General features: G+C 70.3%; 19 protein-coding genes and 1 pseudogene. 10 read left to right on the top strand and 10 right to left on the bottom strand.

Annotation, left to right across the window (positions count from 1 at the left end):
• Positions 1-56: 56 nt before the first annotated feature.
• From ACWDEW_RS45780 to mftR, 3 genes are all read left to right on the top strand, one after another.
• A complete protein-coding gene (locus ACWDEW_RS45780) occupies positions 57-1,286 on the top strand; it encodes a PP2C family protein-serine/threonine phosphatase (RefSeq protein ID WP_450521831.1) in 1,230 nt (409 codons plus the stop codon).
• A 63-nt stretch (positions 1,287-1,349) separates the two neighbouring features.
• The gene (locus tag ACWDEW_RS45775) at positions 1,350-1,565 is read left to right on the top strand and encodes a hypothetical protein (RefSeq protein ID WP_450521829.1); all 216 of its coding nucleotides are present in this window, start codon (positions 1,350-1,352) and stop codon (positions 1,563-1,565) included.
• A gap of 149 nt (positions 1,566-1,714) precedes the next feature.
• Entirely contained in the window at positions 1,715-2,344 is a 630-nt protein-coding gene (gene mftR, locus ACWDEW_RS45770; RefSeq protein ID WP_450521827.1) for a mycofactocin system transcriptional regulator, read from the top strand.
• A 14-nt stretch (positions 2,345-2,358) separates the two neighbouring features.
• Here the strand turns inward: mftR and ACWDEW_RS45765 are convergent, their stop codons facing one another.
• Positions 2,359-2,586, bottom strand: coding sequence for a GMC oxidoreductase (locus ACWDEW_RS45765; protein ID WP_450521865.1), 228 nt, complete (start codon positions 2,584-2,586; stop codon positions 2,359-2,361).
• A 38-nt stretch (positions 2,587-2,624) separates the two neighbouring features.
• Between ACWDEW_RS45765 and ACWDEW_RS45760 the strand changes: the two are divergent.
• Positions 2,625-2,744 (top strand): annotated as a pseudogene (locus tag ACWDEW_RS45760) (SDR family oxidoreductase); the annotation flags it as partial.
• A gap of 13 nt (positions 2,745-2,757) precedes the next feature.
• Positions 2,758-2,949 (top strand): ferredoxin, encoded by a 192-nt coding sequence (locus ACWDEW_RS45755; protein ID WP_200709256.1) that lies wholly within the window; start codon positions 2,758-2,760, stop codon positions 2,947-2,949.
• A 109-nt stretch (positions 2,950-3,058) separates the two neighbouring features.
• Here the strand turns inward: ACWDEW_RS45755 and ACWDEW_RS45750 are convergent, their stop codons facing one another.
• Both ACWDEW_RS45750 and ACWDEW_RS45745 read right to left on the bottom strand, forming a co-directional pair.
• Entirely contained in the window at positions 3,059-4,615 is a 1,557-nt protein-coding gene (locus tag ACWDEW_RS45750; RefSeq protein ID WP_450521825.1) for a peptidoglycan-binding protein, read from the bottom strand.
• A 331-nt stretch (positions 4,616-4,946) separates the two neighbouring features.
• Positions 4,947-5,819 (bottom strand): VOC family protein, encoded by an 873-nt coding sequence (locus ACWDEW_RS45745; RefSeq protein WP_450521823.1) that lies wholly within the window; start codon positions 5,817-5,819, stop codon positions 4,947-4,949.
• A 169-nt stretch (positions 5,820-5,988) separates the two neighbouring features.
• On the opposite strand from ACWDEW_RS45745, the gene ACWDEW_RS45740 reads away from it, so the two are divergent.
• Together ACWDEW_RS45740 and ACWDEW_RS45735 are read left to right on the top strand one after the other, a co-directional pair.
• Complete coding sequence (locus ACWDEW_RS45740) at positions 5,989-6,849, top strand: alpha/beta fold hydrolase (RefSeq protein ID WP_450521821.1); 861 nt, start codon at positions 5,989-5,991, stop codon at positions 6,847-6,849.
• A 36-nt stretch (positions 6,850-6,885) separates the two neighbouring features.
• On the top strand, positions 6,886-7,500 hold the full coding sequence (locus ACWDEW_RS45735; RefSeq protein WP_450521820.1) for a TetR/AcrR family transcriptional regulator: 615 nt from the start codon (positions 6,886-6,888) through the stop codon (positions 7,498-7,500).
• Positions 7,501-7,554: 54 nt separating this feature from the next.
• Here ACWDEW_RS45735 and ACWDEW_RS45730 read toward each other — a convergent pair whose 3' ends face one another.
• The 6 genes from ACWDEW_RS45730 to ACWDEW_RS45705 form a co-directional block, all read right to left on the bottom strand.
• The gene (locus ACWDEW_RS45730; RefSeq protein WP_450521819.1) at positions 7,555-9,162 is read right to left on the bottom strand and encodes an FAD-dependent oxidoreductase; all 1,608 of its coding nucleotides are present in this window, start codon (positions 9,160-9,162) and stop codon (positions 7,555-7,557) included.
• Positions 9,163-9,178: 16 nt separating this feature from the next.
• Positions 9,179-9,922 carry an SDR family oxidoreductase gene (locus tag ACWDEW_RS45725; RefSeq protein WP_450521817.1) on the bottom strand — a complete coding sequence of 248 codons (744 nt, stop codon included), beginning with the start codon at positions 9,920-9,922 and terminating at the stop codon, positions 9,179-9,181.
• Positions 9,915-10,622 (bottom strand): TetR/AcrR family transcriptional regulator, encoded by a 708-nt coding sequence (locus ACWDEW_RS45720; protein ID WP_450521815.1) that lies wholly within the window; start codon positions 10,620-10,622, stop codon positions 9,915-9,917. Before ACWDEW_RS45720 ends, ACWDEW_RS45725 begins: the two co-directional genes overlap by 8 nt.
• Positions 10,623-10,742: 120 nt before the next feature.
• Positions 10,743-12,041 carry a ThuA domain-containing protein gene (locus tag ACWDEW_RS45715; protein WP_450521813.1) on the bottom strand — a complete coding sequence of 433 codons (1,299 nt, stop codon included), beginning with the start codon at positions 12,039-12,041 and terminating at the stop codon, positions 10,743-10,745.
• 26 nt (positions 12,042-12,067) lie between these two features.
• Positions 12,068-14,293: an RICIN domain-containing protein gene (locus ACWDEW_RS45710; protein ID WP_450521811.1), complete on the bottom strand. Its 2,226-nt coding sequence runs from the start codon at positions 14,291-14,293 to the stop codon at positions 12,068-12,070.
• A 53-nt stretch (positions 14,294-14,346) separates the two neighbouring features.
• Positions 14,347-15,717, bottom strand: a complete 1,371-nt coding sequence (locus ACWDEW_RS45705; RefSeq protein ID WP_450521809.1) for a ricin-type beta-trefoil lectin domain protein — start codon at positions 15,715-15,717, stop codon at positions 14,347-14,349.
• A 304-nt stretch (positions 15,718-16,021) separates the two neighbouring features.
• On the opposite strand from ACWDEW_RS45705, the gene ACWDEW_RS45700 reads away from it, so the two are divergent.
• From ACWDEW_RS45700 to ACWDEW_RS45690, 3 genes are all read left to right on the top strand, one after another.
• Complete coding sequence (locus tag ACWDEW_RS45700) at positions 16,022-16,531, top strand: hypothetical protein (protein WP_450521807.1); 510 nt, start codon at positions 16,022-16,024, stop codon at positions 16,529-16,531.
• A gap of 64 nt (positions 16,532-16,595) precedes the next feature.
• Entirely contained in the window at positions 16,596-19,196 is a 2,601-nt protein-coding gene (locus tag ACWDEW_RS45695; RefSeq protein WP_450521805.1) for an ATP-binding protein, read from the top strand.
• 102 nt (positions 19,197-19,298) lie between these two features.
• On the top strand, positions 19,299-20,714 hold the full coding sequence (locus tag ACWDEW_RS45690; protein ID WP_450521803.1) for an FAD-binding oxidoreductase: 1,416 nt from the start codon (positions 19,299-19,301) through the stop codon (positions 20,712-20,714).
• Positions 20,715-20,739: 25 nt separating this feature from the next.
• Here the strand turns inward: ACWDEW_RS45690 and ACWDEW_RS45685 are convergent, their stop codons facing one another.
• Positions 20,740-21,492 carry an NPP1 family protein gene (locus tag ACWDEW_RS45685; RefSeq protein ID WP_450521863.1) on the bottom strand — a complete coding sequence of 251 codons (753 nt, stop codon included), beginning with the start codon at positions 21,490-21,492 and terminating at the stop codon, positions 20,740-20,742.
• Positions 21,493-21,629: the final 137 nt, after the last annotated feature.

Here is a 21,629-nt window from a genome sequence, read left to right as displayed (position 1 = left end):
TCACTCTGCTTATATCGTGAGAAAATGGTGTGACAGCGGTGATTGGTGGCAGGGCCATGGCGGACGCGACGATCGACTACGCGGCGGTGTTCCAGGGGCTGCCCGGCATGGTGGCGCTGCTGACCCCCGACCTGGTGTACGCGGACGCCAACGAGGAGTTCCTGCGGATGTCCGGCCGCACCCGCGAGCAGGTCGTCGGGCGTTTCCTCTTCGACGTCTTCCCCGACAACCCGAACGACCCCGCCGCCACCGGCATGCGCAACCTGGAGACCTCGCTGCGCCGCGTCATCGCCACCGGCGAGCGCGACACCATGGCCCTCCAGCGGTACGACGTCGAATCCGCGGCCTGCCCCGGGCAGTGGGAGGAGCGCTACTGGAGCCCGGTCAACACACCGCTCCTCGACCCGGACGGCAAGGTCGTGCTGCTGGTCCACCGCGTGGAGGAGGTCACCGAGCTGATCCGGGCCCGCGGCCGCTCCGGCGGCGGGCGCACCCGGGTGCTGGAGGCCGAGCTGTACACCCGCGCCCGCGAACTGCAGGAGGTCAACGAACGCCTGCGCGGTGCCCACGCCCGCGAACGCGAGGTCGCCCTCGCCCTACAGGAGGCGATGCTGCCCACCGGCCGACAGAGCGCGGGCCACCAGATCGCCGTACGCTACCGGCCCGCCGTCGGTTCACTGAACGTGTGCGGGGACTGGTACGACGTGGTCGACCTGGTCGGCGGCAACCGTATCGGCGTGTCCGTGGGAGATGTCGTCGGGCACGGGCTGGCCGCCGCCGGCGTCATGGGCCAGCTGCGCAGCGCCCTGACCGCCACCTCCCGAGTCGCCGACGGCCCCGCCCAGGCCCTCGACGTCCTGGGCCGCTACGCCCACGTCGTCGACGGCGCCGAATCCGCCACCGTCGTCACGACCTTCATCGACTTCGACGACCACACCATCACCTACAGCAGCGCGGGACACCCACCGCCCGTCCTGGTCCGTCCCGACGGCGGCGTGGAATTCCTCGACCGGGCCACCGACCCGCCCCTCGACGCCCGCCCCGCCCCGATGCCCAGACCGCAGTCCGGCACCACGTTCTCACCCGGCGCCACTCTGGTCCTCTACACCGACGGCCTGATCGAACGCCGCCACGAGGACATCGACAAGGGTCTGATCCGCCTCGCCGACTCCCTCGTCCGCCACCGGAACAGCGACCCCGAAGCCCTCGCCGACGCCGTACTCCTCGAACTCCTCCCGCACGGCGGCGCCACCGACGACACGGCCCTGGTCATCGTGCGGCTGTGACCGACGGCAGAGCGATCTCCGTCATACGACGATGCAGGTCAGCGTCGCCCACAGCAGGGGCGGGTGCTCGACGTGGCCGTCGGCGCGGCTCTCGGCGCGCCAGCGGTCGAGGTGTTGGCGCTGCCGGCGGCCGCCTGTTCCTCGGCGGCTCCCCACGCGCCCCCGGTCCATCAGCAAGTGCACCCGGTTCAGGCCGAGTTCGGAGGTGCGCAGTCCATCGGGGTCGTCGCCCCGGACGGCCGGGAACTGCCCGTGGCGGGACGCCCCGAACTCATCTGAGCCCTGATGAACCTGCCGGCCTCCCAAGGCCCTTCGGTCACGACACCCGTCCTGGACCTCCGCAAGCGCCGCCTGAGCAGGGTCGTGGACATGGCGACGCGGGCGGTGCGGGACCACGTCGACCCCCGCAGGTGTGCATGATGTGCGCTGTGGATGGTGCGAACGACGACAGCGGACAGCGACCGGCCAGAACGGGTCGGCCGCCCGCGACCTCGCGGGCCGCTCTCGAACGGGTGGGCTTCGAGCTGTTCGCGCGGCGCGGCTTCGACCGTACGACCGTCGAGGACATCGCTGCCGCGGCGGGCATCGGCCGCCGCACCTTCTTCCGCTACTTCGCCTCCAAGAACGACCTGGTGTGGGGCGACTTCGCGGCCGAACTGGTCAGGCTCGACGCCCTGTTGGCCGCCACGGATCCGGCCGTCCCGATGATGGACGCGCTGCGCGGTGCGGTCGTGGAGTTCAACCGCTTCGACCCGGCGGTGGTGCCCTGGCACCGGCAACGCATGGCGCTCATCCTGCGGGTGCCGACGCTGCAGGCCGATTCGACCGTGCGGTACGCGTCGTGGCGGACACTGGTCACGGAGTTCGCCGCCCGGCGCACCGGCCGGGCACCCTCCGATCTGCTGCCCCGGCTGATCGGCCACACCTTCCTCGCCGCGTGCATCGCCGCCTACGAACACTGGCTGACCGACGAACAGGCAAGCCTGGGTGACCTGTTGGACCAGGGTCTGCGGCAACTCGCGGCCGGCTTCGAGGGCCCGGCGCCGGCCCTCGCCTGATCCCTCGATCCGTGTCACGGCAGGTCGCGCCGCATGGCGTCGGCGACCAGTTCGCCGATGAGCACGGCGGTGGCCGCCGGGCCGCGCAGGGGCGGAGTCGGCAGGATCGAGGTGTCCGCGACGCGCAGGCCCACGACACCGTGCACCCGCCCGTAGTGGTCTACGGCCGCTCCGGGATCGCCGGCCGGGCCCATGGGAACCGTGCCGCAGGTGTGGTGCGAAGTACCGAGCCGCGTCTCGATCCACCGGTCGAGCAGCTCGTCGTCCGCCAGTACCCCTGGCCCCGTACGTCGAACCGCGCGACGTGTCGAACGCCGTCCTGTTCCTCGCCTCGGACCAGTCGCGCTACGTCACCGGCCTCCAGTTCACCGTCGACGCGGGCTCGACGAACAAGCCGTAGAACGGAGTTGTGCATGAAGATCACCATCGACTCCTCGCTGTGCTCCGGGCACGCGAGATGCGCGGCGGCGGCGCCGGAGGTGTTCCGGCTCGACGACGACGGCTATGCGCTGCCCTATGACGGCGAGGTGCCGCCGGAACTCGAACAGGCGGCCAGGGACGGGGAGTTGGCCTGCCCGGAGCGGGCCGTCACGGTCGAGCGCTGACAGCCCGCTGCGGGACGGCAATGGCAGCCGTCCCGCAGCTCCACCGACGACACCGTCGGCGTCGGCGGTGGACCCTCGACACCCGCGCCACCGGAGCGACTCGGCGGCCTCAGCTGCCGACGAGCATCTGCCAGGTCTGCGGTCCCACCTGGCCGTCGACGCTCAGGGCGTGCGCGGACTGGAAGGCCCGGGCGGCGGTGACGGTGCCGGAGCCGAAGCTGCCGTCGACGGTGAGGCCGTAGCCGAACTTGTTCAGCTCCACCTGGGCGGCGCGGACGGCGTCGCCGGTGGAGCCGTTCTGGACCTGGACGATCAGTGCGGACCAGGTTTGCGGGCCGATCTGGCCGTCCACGCTGAGGCCGTGCGCGGACTGGAAGCTCTTGGTCGCGGCGAGGGTGGCGGGCCCGAACTGGCCGTCGGCGGTGATCGAGGCGCCGTTGTAGCGCAGCAGGTACTGCGCGGCCAGCACGTTGTTCCCGGTGTCGCCGTCGATGACATTGGGCCAGGGCGGCACGACGGTGCCACCGCCCGTGGCGCCGGTCCCGGTACCCACGAGCATCTGCCAGGTCTGCGGTCCCACCTGGCCGTCGACGCCCAGGCCGTGCGCGGACTGGAAGGCCCGGGCGGCGGTGACGGTGCCGGAGCCGAAGCTGCCGTCGACGGTGAGGCCGTAGCCGAATCGGTTGAGCTCCACCTGCGCGGCGCGGACGGCGTCGCCGCTGGAGCCGTTCTGGACCTGGACGATCAGTGCGGACCAGGTTTGCGGGCCGATCTGGCCGTCCACGCTGAGGCCGTGCGCGGACTGGAAGCTCTTGGTCGCGGCGAGGGTGCCCGCCCCGAACTGGCCGTCGGCCGTGATCGAGGCACCGTGGTACCGCAGCAGATACTGCGCCGCCTGGACACTGGGTCCCGTCATGCCGTCGGTGATGTTCGGCCAGGACGGCAGGATGACGCCGGTACCGCCGCCGCCCGTACCGCCCCACTGCCCGTAGTCGGCGGCCATCGCCTGGTCGAGGTCCGCGTCGTGCCCGGCCACCGAGATGCCGTTCTGGACCTGGCGCAACTGCGCGCGGCTGTCCCAGTTCCCGCTGGACCACGCGTACGTCTGCCAGCCCCAGGCTATTTTCCCGTTGTCGAAGAGTTCCTTGATCACGTGGTAGCCGCCGTACGCACCGGTCCGGGACCGGCCGATCACCGAGGCGACACCGTCGTAGTAGGAGTTGAGCGCGGAATACATCGAGGGTTGGAGATCGAAGTCGACGCTGAAGTAGATCGGCCGCGACGACGGCATCCCGTTGGCCAGAGCCTGTCGCTGTGCCTCGGTGGCGTGCCCCGCCCCCTGGGAGTACGGGTCGGAGGGGACCCCGCTCTGCCAGTCCTGCAGTCCGTCGGACTCCCAGTTGGAGACGATGCCCAGATCCGCGGCGGTGAGGGCCTGGGCCTCGGACAGGGTGAGGACCTTCGGGTTCGGCAGCCAGCTGAGGTAACGGCACACGAAGCCGTAGCCCGCCGCGGCGACCGATCCGGCGGTGAGCGACGCGTCGGAGTAGTCGATCCCGTAGCCGGTCGCCGCGGCAGCCGCGGATGCCGACTGGGCGCCTCCGATGCCGGTCGCGGTGGCCACGGCGGCGCCGGCGGCGAGGGTCAGCAGCCTGCGGCGAGACATTTGTTGGCCGTTGTCAAACAGGTTCATGACATGTTCCCGTTCCTGACGTCTGGTTGCGATGAGCAACGCGGGAGCCGCTGGGGAGTTGGAAGCAGCGTTGCAGGTGATCTTTGGGCCCCGGTCCGGCCCGTGTCCACGACGAGTCGGGATCTGGTGGGACGGCGGGACGACACCGGCACTGACCTGCCGGGATCCGCAGTGGTGTGACGGTTTCGCGGGACGGCCTCGGCGTGGCCCGCGGAAGCGGGCGGAGAAGGAGGAAGGGCCACAGGCACCGACACGGAGCAGCCCCACGGCCATGGGCCGTGGGGCTGCTCGCTGCGCGTTCGGGTCAGCCGGCGGGCTGCGGAGGCGGGGTGAAGTGGTGGCCCCAGAACGCGCCGTCGGTGATCTCGTAGACGGGCACCGGCTCCGGGACCTTGAGGCCGTTCCAGCCGAACTCGACGGCGTAGTTCTCCGGCGACCACACGTAGAACGACACCATGTGGTCGTTGGTGTGCTTGCCGAGCGAGTGCATCATCGGGACGTCGAGCTTCGCGGCCCGGTCCAGGGCGCGGCCCACGTCGTCCAGCGTCCTGCCCTCGACCATGAAGTGCAGCAGCCGCCCGGGACCCGGCGCCGGGGTGACGCCCAGGGTGTGGTGGCGGGGGTTGCAGCCCATGAACCAGGTCGTGCCGCCCGGCGAGCGCATCGTGTTGCGCTCGATGAAGCCGAGGGTGGTGACGTAGAAGTCGAAGGTGCCCCGCGCGTCCTCGGCGGAGACGATCGCGTGCCCGAAGCCCATGTCACCGGTCAGGAACCCCGAGACCAGGGGCGTGTGCACCGGAACGTGGTCGAGGATCGCGCCGTAGAACAGCTCGACCGGGTTGCCGCCGGGGTCGTTGAACTTGACGAAGCCGGTGACCCTGCGTTCCGCGGCCTCGTCCTCGGTGCCGGCGGTGACCTTGATGCCGGTCTTCTCGACGTCGGCGACCAGCCGGGCCAACTCCCGCTCGTCGATGACCTCGAAGCCCAGCGCGGTCATCCCGCTCTGTGAACCGGGGGAGACCACGATGCGGGCCGGATAGTCGTCCATCCGGTAGTAGAGGGATTCCGGGTCGCCGCCCGCAACAGGCATCAGGCCGAGGAAATCCGCCCCGAACACCTTCCATTTCTCGATGTCACCGGATTCCAGCCGGACATACCCGAGTGAGCGCACACCCATCAGGGCTCTCCCGTCACCGTCGTCAAGTCCTTGCGGTCCGACGCTAATCAGGCGGGCGGACCAGGAGCCGCGAACGTCCCACTGATCGGGAGACGTACGACACCCGGCCGGGCCCCGGTGGCACGGTGACTGTCGCCTGTCACCCCGCGACCGGAGGCCACGCACCGCCATGACACTCACCGCTGAGGACACCCTGCGCGAACTGCGCACCGACGAGGGCACGTTGCGCTACCACGAGGCGGGTGACGGGCCGCCCCTGCTGCTGTTGCACGGTTCCGGTCCGGGGGTGACCGGCTGGCGCAACTACCGGGGAAACCTCCCCCTGTTCGCGAAGCACTTCCGCTGCCTCGCCCTGGAATTCCCCGGGTTCGGGGTCAGTGACCCCACCGACGAGAACCCGATGATGGCGGCCCCCAAGGCCGTCCTGCGTTTCCTCGACGGTCTCGGCCTCGACCGCGTCGACGTCATCGGCAACTCCATGGGCGGCTTCGTCGCCGCCGGACTCGCCGTCGCCCACAAGGACTTGTTCCGCCGGGTCGTCACCATCGGCGGCGTCGGCCGCAACATTCTCTCGCCGGGCCCCAGCGAAGGCCTCAACCTGCTCGTCGAGTTCGCCGAGAACCCGACCCGCGAGAACCTGCTCCAGTGGCTGCGGTCGATGGTCCACGACCCCTCCCTCCTCACCGAGGAACTCATCGAGGAGCGCTGGGCGAGCGCCACCGAGCCCGCGACCCTGGAGGCCTCCCGGCGGATCTACGGCCGACAGGCCATGGCCGCCATGCAGGCCGCGCAGGCCCACTCCGACCAGCCCATCTGGGCCGCCCTGCACAAGATCACCGCACCCACGCTGCTGACCTGGGGCCGCGACGACCGGGTCACACCGCTGGAGAGCGCGCTGATCCCGATGCGTACGATTCCCAAAGCGGAACTGCATGTGCTGCCCGACTGCGGACACTGGGCCATGATCGAGCAGAAGGAGGCCTGGGAGAGCGCGGTCCTGGCCTTCCTGACCCGCCCCGAGGCGTCCTGAGCGTCGGCGGGAGCACCCAACGACCGGGGGGACGACGTGGCGAGACCCGCTGAGGGACGGCAACCGGCGGCCCCGATGTCGAGCGGCCAGGCCGCCCGCCGGGTCCGCATCCTCCGCGCCGCCTCCGAACTCGGCGCCCGCGAGGGGCTGGCCAGCGTCCAGATGCACGACGTGGCCAAGGAGGCCGGCGTCGCCATCGCCACGCTGTACCGCTACTTCCCGTCGAAGCCGTATCTCTTTATGGCGGTCCTGGAGTGGCACATCGAGCAGTTCGTCGGCGGCCGCGGGAACACGGCCGTCGCCGCCGAGGGCACGGACCCCGCCGGCGAGATCGCGGAACTTCTCATCTCGCTCAGCGTGAAGCTGCTGGACAGTCCTCTGCTCGCCTCGGCGGTGGCCCTGTCGTCGTTCACCGAGTACACGAGTATCGTCCCGGCCCGCGCGGACCTCGTCGACAGTCCTCTGGGCCAGGCCATCCTGCGCCTCCTCTGCGGCAGCGTCCGTGAGGCCTCGGCGACCGACCGCAGCCGGGCCCGCCTACTCATCTACGGCTGGTGGGGCTTGTTCGTGGCCCTGCTCACCGAGGAGCTCACCACCGAGGAGGCGGAGACCAACATGCGCCTGGCCGCGCGGCTGCTCCTCACGCCGTAGGACATCATGACGATGCCCGGAACACCCTTGGTGTTCCGGGCACTTGACTTCGTGTCAGCTCTCGGCGTCCGCGATGTCGAGCACGGCCAGATACGAGAACGCGACACTCGAACCGATGGGCGCCCCCGCACCCGGGTACACGCGGCCCGTCATCGCGGCGGCGGTGTTGCCCGCCGCGTAGAGCCCCTCGATCGGGCCGCCGTCCGGGCGCAGCACCCGCGCGTGCTCGTCGACTCTCAGGCCGCCCTTGGTGCCGATGTCGGCCGGGACGATGGTCGCGACGTAGTACGGCGGGGTGTCGAGCGGGGGCAGAATCGGGTTGGGCCAGTCGTTCGTGGGCGGCGGCGCGGGGTAGTTGAGTTGGGGCAGGGCGGGGAAGCCCAGGACGTACTGGGCCATCTGGTCCCAGGGCGTCTCGCCGCGGTGGAACTTCTCGTCGACCCCGGTGCGCGCGTAGCCGTTGAACTCCTCGATGGTGCCGCGCAGGGCGTCCAGTGGTACGTCGATCAGCTGCGCCAACTCCTCCAGCGTGTCGGCCTTCTTGAGCGCGCCCGACTCGAACCACTCGGGGCCGACCGGCTCGTCGTACGGGCCGCCGAAGCCGTCCCGGTCGAGCTGGCGCTGGTCGATGATCCAGTGGGCGGGGATGTGCGAGACACCCGACGTCGCGTGCAGGCGGACTATCTCGCGGCCCGCCTGGTCGTAGGGGCGGGTCTCGCTGACGAAGCGTTCGCCGGCCGCGTTGACCCAGATTCCGCCACGGGTACCCGTGTGGAAGAGCGGGAGGCCGTCCGGCCAGACGAGCCCGGGGGTGAACCAGGCCGCGTCGAGCAGATCGGTGGCGGCGCCGACCGCGATGCCGGCCTGGAGCGCGTCGCCGGTATTGCCCGGGGCGCCGTGGGTCCACTCGCTGCCGCGCTCCGGAACCGGCTGGTACTTCTCGCGCAGCTCGCGGTTGCGCTCGAAGCCGCCGGCCGCGAGGATCACCCCGCCGGTGGCGCGGAACGTGACCCGCTCGCCGTCGCTCACCGCCTCCACGCCGACGACCCTGCCGTCCTCGACGACCAGGCTCTCCAACGCGGTGCCGAGGCGGAGCGCGCCGCGGCCCGTCTCCAGGAACGCGGCCAGCGTCCTGCCGATCAGCGCGCGGCCCCCACTGAGGACCGGGCCCTCGTCGTGTCCCCAGCGCTGGGTGGGCAGGCAGGCGCGGACCAGTCGGGCGTGATCGCCGAGCTCGGCGACGGTGACCTTCGGCGGAAAGACGGTGTGCCCGGTGGGGGAAGCGCCGGCGACCGACGGATAGTAGTCCGGCACCGGGAGGTGCTCGAACGACTGGAACCACGGGTTCTGCTCCAGCTCGTCGATCAGCTGGACGCCGGCCCGCAGATAGGCCTCCTGGAGCGGCTCGCGCGACTTGTCGTCGACGCTCTCGCGCAGATACGTCCGCACGTCCTCGACGCTGTCGTCGAGCCCGGCCCGTCGCATGGGTGCGGAGCCGGGGTACCACAGACCGGAACCGGAGTAGGCGGTGGTGCCGCCGACCCGGTCGGTCTTCTCGATGACGAGGGTGCGCAGTCCGCGCGAGGCGGCGGCACAGGCGCCGACCAGACCTCCGCCCGACCCGACCACGATCACGTCGTAGACGTCCTCGTTGCTGGCCAAGATGACCTCCTCAGGTTCAGGCCAACCCGCCGTTGGCGAACAGTACTTGTCCGTTGATCCAGCGGGCCGGGCCGGCCAGGAAGGCGACGGACTCGGCGATGTCCTCCGGGGTGCCCAGGCGTTCCAGTGGGGCGGCCTTGGCGAGGTTCTCGATCGTGGTCTCGTCCTTGCCGTCGAGGAAGAGGGAGGTCGCGGTGGGGCCGGGGGCCACGGCGTTCGCGGTGATGTCCTTGCCGCGGAGTTCGCGGGCCAGGACCAGGGTCATGGCCTCGACCGCGGCCTTGCTCGCCACGTAGGCGCCGTACGTCGGGAACTTGGTGCGGGTGACGGTGGTGGAGAAGTTGATGATCGCGCCGCCCGCGCGGACGCGCCGGGCCGCCTGCTGGGAGACGACGAACGTGCCGCGGATGTTGGTGCGGTGCATGCGGTCGAGGTCGTCCAGGTTCATGGTGGCGATGGGGGAGAGCACCATGATCCCGGCGGTGTTCACCACCACGTCGATGCCGCCGAACTCCGCCTCGACCGCGTCGAACGCGGCGGACATCGCGTCCTCGTCGGCGACGTCACCGCCGACCGGTATCGCCCTGCCGCCGGCCGCGACGATCGCGGCGACCGTCTCGTCGGCCTTGGCCTTGTTGCCGGCGTAGTGCACGGCGACCGCGATGCCGTCCCTGGCCAGGCGCTCGGCGACCGTGCGGCCGATGCCGCCGGAACCGCCGGTGACCAGGGCGACGCGTGTGAGGGTCTCGGTGTCAGGCATGGTGGGTGTCCTTCCCTGAGCGGGGGATCTGCGTGAGCCACTGCCCCAGCAGGGCCGACTCGGCGGGGGTGAAGGGTTCGGGGGTGAGGTCGTTCAACGACGCGAGGAGCGTGGTGGCAGCTGCCGTGCGGGCGTCGTGGGCCGTCGGATCCGACGGGGGGTCCAGCAGGATCGCCTGGACCATCGCGTCACGGACCGACGTCGAGAGGTCCGTGTCCGGATAGAGCTCGGGGCGCGTGATCAGGCCCAGTGCCACACCGGTCGTCGCCGTCATCACCATCTGCGCGGCGATTTCGGGCGCGATCCGCATCCTGCCCTGTGCGGCGAGCCGGTCCAGGACCTCGCGGAGGATGCGCAGGGCCTCTTGTGCCGCCTCGGGTGTGGCACGCAGGGCGGGGGCGAACATCAGCTTGTAGGCGTTGGGGTGCGCCAGCGCGAACGCCACATGGCTGTCCCAGCCGGCCAGCAGGTCCCGCAGGGGGTCAGCCGACTTCTCGGCCGCGCGCTTGGTCTCCAGGTACTGGTCCCACACGTGGTCGACCGTCGCCGCCAGCAGCCCGTCCTTGTCGCCGAACAGGCGGTAGAGGACCGGCTGTTGCACACCCGCCGCCTCGCACACCGCGCGCGTCGACACATCGCCGCTCGGCGACCGGGCGATCAGCTCCGCCGCCGCCTCGATAATCAGCGATCTAGTGTTCATGTAATCGACGATAACACCGATGCGTACCGATGACAACGGGGCGCTGTTAGCGGTGAAAACAAGGGCGCCTCCCACCGCGTCCATACGGTGGGAGACGCCCTTGCTCTGCCGTGCGGTGGCTCAGGACTGCACGGCGAGTGAGAAGGACTGCGCGGTCGAGCCGTCACAGGTCCGCTGGGTGAGCTGGACACTGTTGGTCGCCGCCGTGGCGGCGCTCAGGCACTTGCCGCTGTGCCGGGCGACGAAGTGGTAGCGCCCGCTCGTCTCACGCACCGGCTGCCACTGCTGGTTCGTGCCACCGGAGTACGCCCACAGTTGCAGCGGCGCGTTGTCCGCCGTCGAGCGGTCGGTCACGTCGATGACCTGCGCGGGGTTGCCGCGCGCGGTGATCTCCATGTACCCGCTGTCGGTGGAGCGGAACTGGTACTGCTGCGCCGTGGTGCCGTTGCAGGCGTACTGCTGGATCGCCGTCCCGTTGGCCGTGGCCGCCGAACGGGCGTCCACGCAGGTGCCGTTGCCGCCGTTCTGCACGGAGTACCAGGAGGTCTCGGAGATCGGGGTGTCCGTCGGCGGCGTCGAAGTGTCGCCCCCGCCGAGCCACTTGAGCCCGTTCAGCAGGAACTGGTTCTGGGTGGCGCTCGCGAACGTCGACGACAGCCGCGTGTTGGTCGTGTAGTTCATCGCGTTGTGGCCGAAGTTCGCGTAGAGCATCTTGTACTTCGTGTTGGTCCAGATGATGGGGTAATACCCGCTGTACCAGGACTGGTTGGGGTCGGTCCCGACCGGGAAGCTGCTCGGGTCGATCGACGCCAGGATCTTGATGTCCGGGTTCTGCCGCAGATCGTTGGACCAGCTGTACCACTCGCTGACCGACGAGGTGAACGTGGCCGGCAGGCTCGCGGTGGGCGGGATCGAGTGGTCCTCCACCTTCAGGGTCACCGAGGTCGGACCCCAGGTGTTGGACACGAAGTTCCCCGAGCCGAGGAACGTGTTGTGGTACCAGGACCAGCTCGCCGCGTCCGTCGTGAAGGCGGAGACATGGAAGCCCATGAAGCCGCCGCCACCCCTCATGTACGCCTCGAATCCGCTGCGTTGGGCGGTGGTCTGCGGCAGGTCGTCGAGGAACAGGACGACCTGGTACGCGTTGACCCCGCCGTTGGCGAGCAGGTCCCAGTTGGTGCTGGCCGTGTAGGTGTAGCCGTTGGCCGCCGCCTGCTGCGGGAACCAGACGTTCGCCTCCTTGTCGAAGTCGATGTGCGCCGCGTCGTAGGTCCCGCTGTAGAGCGCGAGGATCTTGAACGGCGTTGCCGCGGTGCTCGCCTGTGCGGCGGGCGGCACGGACGCGAGCCCGAGCAGCGTCGCCAGCAGGAGGAGGACCCGCAGGAGCGCGCGAGTGGAACCGGATCTGATGGTCTGCATCAGCTGATCGACCCTTTCCGTGCGGTCTACGGGTAGTTGGTGAGGTAGGCGACGTTGGTGCTGGAGTTGGACGGGCCGCCGGTGCTGTTGATGACGTGGCTGATCGTGCCGACGCCGCCCAGCGAGACGGTCACCATGTCGTGGAACTTGACCCCGGACACGCTCGGCACCTCGAAGGCGTGATCGGCGACCACGCCGGAGTTGGAGCTGAAGTAGCAGTAGCTGCCAAGTCCCCACGCCTCATGAGTGGTTACGCCCGCGGCGACCTTGTAGGCGGGGTAGCCCTTGCCGGTGCCGTTCATCCAGGAGGACTGGTTCGGCGGGTCGTAGGGCATCTCGTTCTGGAAGAAGTACGTCCGGCCGCCGTTGCCGTTCCAGAGAACCTGGGTCTTCTGGAAGTGCTCGACGAACAGGCCGTACGCGGTCACGTTGGCGCCGTTGACGATCAGTCCGGTGTCCGCTGTGTTGGTGGTCCAGCCGACCGTGCCGCTGTTGCCGTGGTCGGCCCGCCAGATCCAGGTGTGGTCGACGATCGTGTTCGCGCTGTTGATTACAACGGAGTTGGTGGCCTTGCCAATGGTGGCGCCACCGATACGGACGAAGACATCGGACAACTGCGTCGGGTCGGAGGCGTGGGAGGCGGTCGAACCGGACGGGCCGATCTGCACCAGCGTCGCGGAGTTGGTGGTGCCGGCGTCGATCAGCAGACCCGCCAGCTCGATGCCGTCCACGTCGGCCGTGGAGATCGCGGTGATCCCGCCGTCCGGCACGAAGGTGGCCAGGCCCATGCCCAGGACGACCGTGTCGGGGCGCGTGATGTTGATCGTCTGGTTGAGGTGGTAGACGCCGGGGGTGACGAGGAGGTTCTTGCCGGCGGCCAGGGCGGTGTTCATGTCGGCCGCGGTGGCGCCGGGCTTGACGATGTAGAACTGGTCGATCGGCAGCGACTTGCCCGCCGGGGTCTTCCCGTTCCACGTGGTGCCGACGGCGTTGGACTGGAGTCCGGGCACGAACACCTGGTAGGCGCCCGCGCTGTCGACGTAGAGGAAGGGCTTCTCGCGGATCGTCGGGGAGCTGGCGACGTTGGTGTACGTCGGGAAGGACTGGGCGGGTGCGCCCTGGTCGCCGACGAAGACCATGTTCCAGTTGGAGCCGGACCAACTGCCCATCGTGGAGTTCCTGGTGAGGAACTGCTGCTGGGTCCCGGACTGGATCTGGCCGTCTACCTTGGTGTCGGAGAGGAAGCCGCCGCTGGACCAACCGCCGTCGTCCAGCGCCAGGTTGCCGCGCACGTGCATGCGGCGGTAGGGGGCGGCCTGCGAGACGGCCCAACGGTCAGTACCGCCAGTGGGGTTGACCGAGAGGTTCTCGGCGTCGCGCCAGAAGTTCTGGGTCGCGTTGCCCTGGAACCAGTCGGCCTCCGCGTGCACCGCGCCGTTGATCGTCACGTCGTCGGGCGAGAAGCCGAGGCCCGCGACCTGCGTGTAGAAGCCGACGTTGGCGTTGGCGCTGTAGGTGCCCGGCTTGAACAGCAGGGCCTGGCGGGCCGAGCCGAACTGGTTGGTCTCCTGCTGGGCGAAGACCGAGTCCAGCTTGGACTGGATGCTGGACGCCGACATCGACGGGTCGAACACCGTCACGTTGGGGCCGAAGTCCGGGGTGCCGGGCGGGTTCGTCGTACCGCCGCCGCTCAGCGTGAAGGACTGCGCGGCCGTGCCGTTGCAGGTGTACTGCGCCAACTGCACGCTGTCGGCGGTCGACGCGCTCGGCACGTCGAGGCACTTGCCGCTGTTGCGGTTGACGAAGTGGTAGGAGCCGTCGGACTCGGCGACCGGCAGCCACTGCTGGTTGTTGCCGCCGGAGTACGTCCACAGCTGGATCGGCGCCGAGTCGGCGGTCGAGACGTTGGTGACGTCCCAGGCCTCGGCGCCGTTCAGGTTGCTGTTGACGCGGTAGTAGCCGCTGTCGGTGGCGACCAACTGCCAGTTCTGCGCGGTGCTTCCGTTGCACGTGTACTGCTGCACTGCGGTCCCGTCGGCGCTCGCGGCCGAGCGGGCGTCGACGCACTTGCCGCTGCCCTTGTTGACCACGGTGGTGTAGCCGGTCGGTATCGCGGCGGCGGCCGTGCTCGCCGCGCTGGCCGAGCCCTGCGTCGCGAACTCGACGCCGGTCACGGTGGTGGCCACGAGCGCGACGGCCGTGAGCGCTCTCGGTATGACGTGGCGGCCGGACAGTCTTTTCCGTCTGAGCACGGATTCTCCTGTGGTGATGGGGGGTTGGGGAGGAAGATCGGAGGGGGCGTCCGTCAGCCGGTGTACTGGGCGAAGATGCCGGTGAACTGCCAGTCGCTCTGGCTCACGCCCGAGCAGGTGTCGTCGTTCGGGTAGGCGCCCGGGCAGGGCCGGTCACGGTTGGCCGACCAGAACGTCAGCCGTGCCAGGTGGTGCGCCTGCGCGTAGCCGAGGATGGTCTGGAAGTCGGCGGTGGTGACGGTCTCGTTGTTGTCGGTGATGCCGTTCATCGACGAGATGCCCATGTCCCGGTAGGCCGCGTCGTCGCTGTAGCCGTACGCGTTCTTCAGCGCGGTCTTGAGGCCTTCGGCCGCGCGCTGGGTGAGGGTGCCCATGTTCTGGCCGGCGCCGCCGAAGTCGAACGGCATGATCGTCCAGGCGTCCACGGTCAGTCCGGACGACGCGGCCCGGTTGATGAGGCTGGTGTCGGGGCCGCTCTGCCCGGTGCCGATGGTGACGTACACCTTGATGCCCGGGTTGTTGGCCTTGACGGTCTTGAGCGCGTCGACCGTGCGCTGTTGGACCGTGGCGTTGCTGTACGCGTCGGCCTCGATGTCGATGTCGATGGCCTTCAGCGAGTAGGCGCTGATGACCTTCTGGTAGGCCGCCGCCAGCTCGCTCGCGCTGGAGCAGGAGCTCTCCAGCTTGTTGCCGCTGTAGCCGCCGAAGGACGGGACGACATCGCCGCCGTTGGCCCGCACGGTGTTGATGGTCGACTGGTCGACTCCGCCGGTCAGCGCCCGGCCGCCGTCCCACTGCGGGTTGCAGTAGCCGTTGCTCAGGACGAACGCGAGCGTGAACCACTTCACGCCGGTTGCGTTCATGACAGTCGTGGGGCTGGGCGGGTTGCCCCACCCGTTGTAGAGGTACGGCGCCACGGCCATCGGCGCGGTCGTGGGCGGGGTGGTGCCGCCGGCGGCGGGTGCCGTCCACTTCTGGTTGGCGGCGCCGGAGCAGGTCCAGATCTGGGTGCGGGTGCCGTTGGCCGAGGAACTGCCGGTGACGTCGAGGCACTTGTTGGCCGCCGGGTTCACGATGTCGTGCGCGGCGGTGACCGTCCACTGCTGGTTGGCGCTGCCGGCGCACGTCCACAGTTGGAGCTGGGCGCCGTTGGCCGTCGAATTGCCGGTGACGTCGAGGCACTTGCCGAGGGCTCTGATGGTGCCGTCGGAGCCGACCGTCCACTGCTGGGCGGCGGTTGCGTTGCAGTCGTAGATCTGTACGGCGGTGCCGTCGGCCGAGCTCGCGCCGGCCACGTCGAGACACTTGCCGGCCAGGCCGGTGACGGTGCCGGTCGCGGCCGAGGCGGAGGGTGCTCCGAGGGTGCCGACGGCGGTGAGGCCGAGGGAGAGCGCGAGGGCGCAGCGCAGGGCGAGGCGTTGCATGACGAGGGGCCTTTCGTCCTGGGTGGGGGGTGGACGCCGCCGGCGTGAAGGCGGTGAGAGGTGAACGCTCGCGTTCACATATGTGAGCGCGAAATACACTCATCGGAGGTCTACTGGCTGGTGAACCTAAAGGTCTGAACCAAAGCCGTCAAGAGGTGCGACCGGATAAGTCCCGCAGGCCCTGGCTGAGTTGAGAAGTTGTAGGCGAAGGAAAAGAAATCACCAGGACCATTGAGCGGCCGGTTCCCACAAGTCACACTGTGCGGGCTTCGTGATGATCGTCAGGGCGCGTGTCGGAGGAACCATGAACACAGCGGGGACCGCGGAGGTCGCAGTCCGGCACATACTCAGCGACAAGGTCGCGGGCGGCTTCCTCGCACCGAGGACGCGCACGATCACCTGGTCCGCCGCCCACTACGTGGTCAAACGGCCCCCGTCGGGCAAGCAGTCGGTGGAACTGACCTGCACCGAGTGCTCGGCGTCCCTGCTGGCCGAGGTCCGCGACCAGTCCTTCACCCGCACGCTCTCCGCCGTCCTGAGGATCATCGGCGCGGTCTGCGCGGTCGCCTTCTTCGCCGCGTTCGCCTACGCCGTCCACGAGGGCGGCAAGACCCTCCCCGAGGGGCAGTCGTTGCCGGTCCTCTTCCCGATCAGCGTGATCGCCATCGCCGTCACCTTCGTCGCCGCGCCCACGTTCTACGTGCACGGCCGGAACTACAACGGCGTCAGCATGCTCGACGCCCCCAAACCGCGCCGCCGGCACCAGATCAGACCGGTCCGGCCCGGACAGCGGGGTGCCCGGACTCCCCGCTGAGCCGGGCCGGTCCGGAATGTGACACCCGTACGGGATTTCTCCCCCGAGTGGCAGAATCGACGCCGTGGATCGGGGGATCCTGGAACGCGAGCCGGAGCTGGTACGGCTGGCCGCGGCCGCGCGTGAGGCGGCGGACGGGGCCGGATCCGTCGCGCTCGTCTTCGGCGAGGCAGGCATCGGCAAGTCGAGCCTGGTCAGGGCCATGCCCGAGCGGCTGCCCCAGCACACCCGCATCCTCCTGGGCCAGTGCGACGACCTCGTCACCCGCCGCCCCCTCGGCCCGTTCCGCGACCTGATCGGCAGCGTCGGCGCCGAACTCGCGCGGGCCGTCATGGAGGGCGGCGACCGCCACCGCGTCTACGAAGCCCTGCAAAATGAGCTGTCCGGTGTACCGCATCCGGCGGTGCTCGTCGTGGAGGACGTCCACTGGGCCGACGAGGCATCGCTGGACGCACTGCGCTTCCTGGTCCGCCGCATGGCACAGCTGCCCGCCGTACTCGTCCTCACCTACCGGGACGACGAGCTGAGCCGCGAGCACCCGCTGCGCCACCTCCTGGGGCAGGTCTCCCGCACGGACCGCGTGCACCGGCTGCCGCTGGCCCGCCTCTCCAGGGCGGCTGTGCGCACCCTGAGTTCGGCCAGCCGCCTCGACCCGGCCCAGGTGTACGAGGTGACCTCCGGCAACCCCTTCTTCGTCACCGAGATCCTCGCGGCCGGCGGCACCGGGACCGTGCCCCCGACGGTCGTCGACGCGGTGCTCGCGCGGCTGCGCGGACTCGACGGCCCCAGCGTCGACGCGCTGGAGCAACTCGCCGTGGTCCCCTCCGCCGTCGAAGGTCCCCTCGTCGACGCGCTGTTGGCGGACGGCGTGGCCGGACTCGCCGCCGCCGAACAGCGGGGACTGCTCACGGTCACCCCCGAACGGGTCACGTTCCGCCACGAGTTGATCCGCAGAGCCGTCGCCGACTCGCTGCCCGCCGCCCGCCGTATCGACCTCGACCGGCGGGTGCTCACCGCGCTCGTGGCCCGGCCCGGCTCCGACCCGGCCCGCATCGTCCACCACGCGGCGCGGGCCGGCGACCAGGACGCCATCGCCCGCTACGGCCCCGACGCGGCCCGCGACGCCACCGAGGCGGGCGCCCACCGCGAGGCCGCCGCCCATCTGCGGCTCGTGCTGCGCCAGCGGCACCGCTACAGCCCCGCCGAACTCGCCGACCTGCTCGAACGCTACGCCGTGGAGTGCTACACCCTCGCCGACTCCGTCGACGCCGTCGCCGCCCAGCGCGACGCGGTGGCCCTGCGCCGCTCCCTCGGCGACACCCTCGCGCTCGGCGCAGACCTGCGCTGGCTGTCCCGCATCCACTGGTGGGCGGGCCACGCGGACGAGGCGCAGGACGCGGCACGCGAGGCCATCGCCGTCCTCGAACACGCCGGAGACGACCGCCTGTTGGCCCTCGCGCACAGCAACACCGCCCAACTGCGCATGCTCTCCGACCGGTACGCCGAAGCCCTCGCCCACGGCGAGCGCGCCATCACCCTGGCCCGCCGCGCCGACGACCCGGCGATCCTGGCGCACGCCCTCAACAACGTGGGCACGACCCGCTGGCGCAGCGGAGACCCGGACGGGCGACGGCAGTTGGAGGAGAGCCTCGCGGTGGCACTGGCCGCGGGCGAGGTCGAACACGCCTGCCGGTCCTACGCCAACATCATCTGGACCCTCCTCGACAACCTCCAGTACGCCGAGGCCGACCGCTTCCTGCCCCCGGCCATGGAACTCGCCGACCGCGCCGAGCACTTGGGGTTCCTCAACTACCTGCACGTCGAGCAGGCCATGCGCCGGCTCGCCGCCGCCGACTGGGAGGAGGCCGAGCGGCACGCCGAGTACGGGATGCACGAGTTCGTACCGGCCCGCTGTCCCGCGCTGACCGTCCTGGCCCGGGTACGGGTCCGGCGCGGCAGGCCCGGCGCCGGTGAACTCCTCGACCAGGCCTGGGAGATCGCCGTACGGACCCAGGAGCTGCAGCGCACCGGACCGGTGGCCGCCGCGCGGGCGGAGGCGGCCTGGCTGCGCGGCGATCACGCGGCGGCGGCCGAGGCGGCGGCGCCGGTCCACGCGCAGGCCGGGCGGCTCGACTACGGGCCCTACCGGGCCGAACTCGGCTACTGGCTCACCAAAGTCGGGCACACCGTGGCCGCCGACGACAGCGACCATCCGTACGCACTGCAGGCGGCCGGGGAGTGGAAGCGGGCCGCGGACCTGTGGCGGCAGGCCGGGTGCCCCTACGAACACGCCGCCGCGCTCGCCGAGAGCCCCGACCCGGCCGACAAACTCACCGCGCTCGCCCACCTCGACGCCCTCGGTGCGGAACCCCTCGCCCGTCTGGTCCGCGCCGAACTGCGCCGCCTCGGCGTCGGCAGGATCCCGCGCGGCCCGCACGCGGCGACCCGGGGCAACCCGGCCGGTCTCACGGACCGCCAACTCCAGGTCGTACGACTGCTGGTGGACGGTCTGACCAACCCGGAGATCGCCGACCGGCTCGTGGTGTCCGTCCGTACTGTCGACAACCATGTGCGGGCCGTACTGGAGAAGCTGGACGCGCCCACCAGACGGCAGGCGGCCGACCGCGCCGCGGAGCTCGGTCTGCCGCCGTACGGCGAAACGTAGGTAGCCGGGGGCGCCGAGGTGGGTGACGCGCACGGATGACCGCACAGGTGCGGGCGAAATACAACAAGCGGGTCATCCAGCGCACCAAGAAACGGGGAACCCATGTCCAGCTCGCCCGCTCAGGACGCTCGCCGTGAACTGAACGACTTCACCGGGGAGTTGATCGGCCCGGACGACGCCGCCTATCCCGAGGCCCGCGCCGTCTACAACGCGATGATCGACAAACGGCCCGCAGTGATCGCGCGCTGCGCCGACGCGGACGCCGTGGCCTGCGTGATCGCCTTCGCGCGCGCCCACGACCTGCCCCTCGCGGTGCGCGGCGGCGGCCACCACGGGGCCGGGCTCGGCACCGTCGACGGGGGAGTGGTCGCCGACCTCTCCCCGCTCAAGGACATCCACGTCGACCCCGAGGCCCGCACGGTCCGGGTCGGCGGCGGCTGCGTGTGGGGCGAGGTGGACCGCGCGACCAACGCGTACGGGCTCGCCACTCCCAGCGGCATCATCTCCACCACCGGCGTCGGCGGCATCGCCACCGGTGGCGGGCTCGGCCACCTCACCCGCACGTGCGGGCTGACCATCGACAACCTGGTGGAGGCCGACCTCGTGCTGGCCGACGGCAGCCGGGTGCGGGCGAGCGCCGACGAGAACACCGACCTGTTCTGGGCGGTGCGGGGCGGCGGCGGCAACTTCGGCGTCGTCACCTCGTTCCTGTTCCGGCTGCACGAGATCAGCACGGTCGTCGCCGGGCCCACCTTCTGGCCGGTCGAGATCAGCGCCGAAGTCCTCACCGCCTACCGGGAGTTCCTGCCGACCGCGCCCCGCGAACTGACCGCGTTCTTCCTACACGGCAGCGTGCCGCCCGCCCCGCCCTTCCCCGAGGAGCTGCAGCTGCGCAAGACGGCGGGTGTGGTGTGGTGCTACACCGGCGGGGACACCGAGGCCGCCGCACGCGAGATGGCCCCGCTGCTCGACGCGCTGCCCGCACCGCTGCTGCACGCGCCCGGACCGATGCAACACCCGGACATGCAGGGCATGTTCGACGGGCTCTACCCGCCCGGCGACCAGTGGTACTGGCGCGCCGACTTCGTCAACGAGATCCCCGACGAGGCCGTGCAGCTGCACGCGAAGTTCGGTGCCGAGGTGCCCACCCCGCAGTCGACGATGCACCTCTACCCGATCGACGGCGCCGCCCACGACGTCGGCAACGACGAGACCCCGTGGGCGTATCGCGACGCGACCTGGGCATCGGTCTTCGCCGGTGTCGACCGGGACCCCGCCAACGCCGGCCTCATCAAGCAGTGGACCGTCGACTACTTCGAGGCCCTGCACCCGTACTCGGCGGGCGGCGCCTACGTGAACATGATGATGGACGAGGGACAGGAACGCGTCCGGGCCAGCTACCGCGACAACTACGCCCGGCTGGCCCGCATCAAGGCCGACCGCGACCCGGACAACGTCTTCCGCCTCAACCAGAACATCCACCCGGCCCCGAAACCGCGCTACGAGACCCGTCCGTAACCACGATTCCGAGGCCGGGCCGGCATCAGGCGTTCGGGTCGAACGAGATGCCGGACGGCTTCGCGATGGACAGGGCGTAGTCGAAGTCGCTGTCCCTGATCTTCAGCGTGGCCGAACCGAAGTCGGCGGCCAGGAGCTTGTCCTTGAGGCCAGCGGGGTAGCCGTTCCAGCCCACCAGACGCGGGTAGAACCAGCCGCCGGTGGCGTTCTCCGGGGGCTCGTCGTTCGTGTTGGCGAAGCGGAAGTCGTGCGAGCCGATGCCGTCCTTGTGGTAGACGATCTTGGGGTGTGTGCCGTCGAAGCGCACCCCCGAGGCCGCCGACACCTGGTAGGCGGAGTGCTGCGACACCGACACGTACTGGACCGTGTTGTCCTTGATCCACACCACGACGTGCTCCCAGTCGTGGGTGTGGCCGATCGCCGCCGGACCCAGTGTGACCTGGTCCTTCTCGAAGTAGCTGGCGTACATCACCGCGCACCAGTCGTTGTTGCACTTCTCGCGGGAGTAGGTGTTGGCGTTGTTCAGCTGGGCCATGTCGTGGCAGTGGCCGTTGACGTCGCCGCCGAGCTTGAGCCCGGGGTTGATGGTGCCGTCCAGACCGATGGCGGCCGTGGCGTAGCAGCCGTCGGTGTCGTAGTCGTAGGCCGGGGAGAAGGTCTGCTCCAGGCCGTCGGCGTTCTGCGGCAGCAGGGTGAGGACATTGGCCTGGGCGGCCGTCGCCTGGCCGACCACGAGGGCCAGCGCACCGAGGACGGTGACGACGGCGGAGCGGCGCAGGCGCCGGCCGCGGGACTTCGGGGTTCTCGCCGGGCTGTCGGTGGGGGGTGTCTGTTCGGGCACGCCGACTCCAGTTTCTTGGCCCAGGCCTTGTAGTAGCGCATGACGCGCTCGGGGGAGCAGTCGGCGAGTTCGGC

This window comes from Streptomyces sp. NPDC001100, from assembly GCF_053598575.1.
This window is presented reverse-complemented; position numbering and strand designations above follow the sequence as displayed.

Coding starts and splice junctions, on each gene's coding strand:
- ACWDEW_RS45750 (WP_450521825.1), bottom strand. CDS start 4,615: ATGTCTCGCCGCAGGCTGCTGACCCTCGCCGCCGGCGCCGCCGTGGCC.
- ACWDEW_RS45715 (WP_450521813.1), bottom strand. CDS start 12,041: ATGCAGACCATCAGATCCGGTTCCACTCGCGCGCTCCTGCGGGTCCTC.
- ACWDEW_RS45780 (WP_450521831.1), top strand. CDS start 57: ATGGCGGACGCGACGATCGACTACGCGGCGGTGTTCCAGGGGCTGCCC.
- ACWDEW_RS45690 (WP_450521803.1), top strand. CDS start 19,299: ATGTCCAGCTCGCCCGCTCAGGACGCTCGCCGTGAACTGAACGACTTC.
- ACWDEW_RS45755 (WP_200709256.1), top strand. CDS start 2,758: ATGAAGATCACCATCGACTCCTCGCTGTGCTCCGGGCACGCGAGATGC.
- ACWDEW_RS45745 (WP_450521823.1), bottom strand. CDS start 5,819: ATGGGTGTGCGCTCACTCGGGTATGTCCGGCTGGAATCCGGTGACATC.
- ACWDEW_RS45700 (WP_450521807.1), top strand. CDS start 16,022: ATGAACACAGCGGGGACCGCGGAGGTCGCAGTCCGGCACATACTCAGC.
- ACWDEW_RS45740 (WP_450521821.1), top strand. CDS start 5,989: ATGACACTCACCGCTGAGGACACCCTGCGCGAACTGCGCACCGACGAG.
- ACWDEW_RS45705 (WP_450521809.1), bottom strand. CDS start 15,717: ATGCAACGCCTCGCCCTGCGCTGCGCCCTCGCGCTCTCCCTCGGCCTC.
- ACWDEW_RS45720 (WP_450521815.1), bottom strand. CDS start 10,622: ATGAACACTAGATCGCTGATTATCGAGGCGGCGGCGGAGCTGATCGCC.
- ACWDEW_RS45725 (WP_450521817.1), bottom strand. CDS start 9,922: ATGCCTGACACCGAGACCCTCACACGCGTCGCCCTGGTCACCGGCGGT.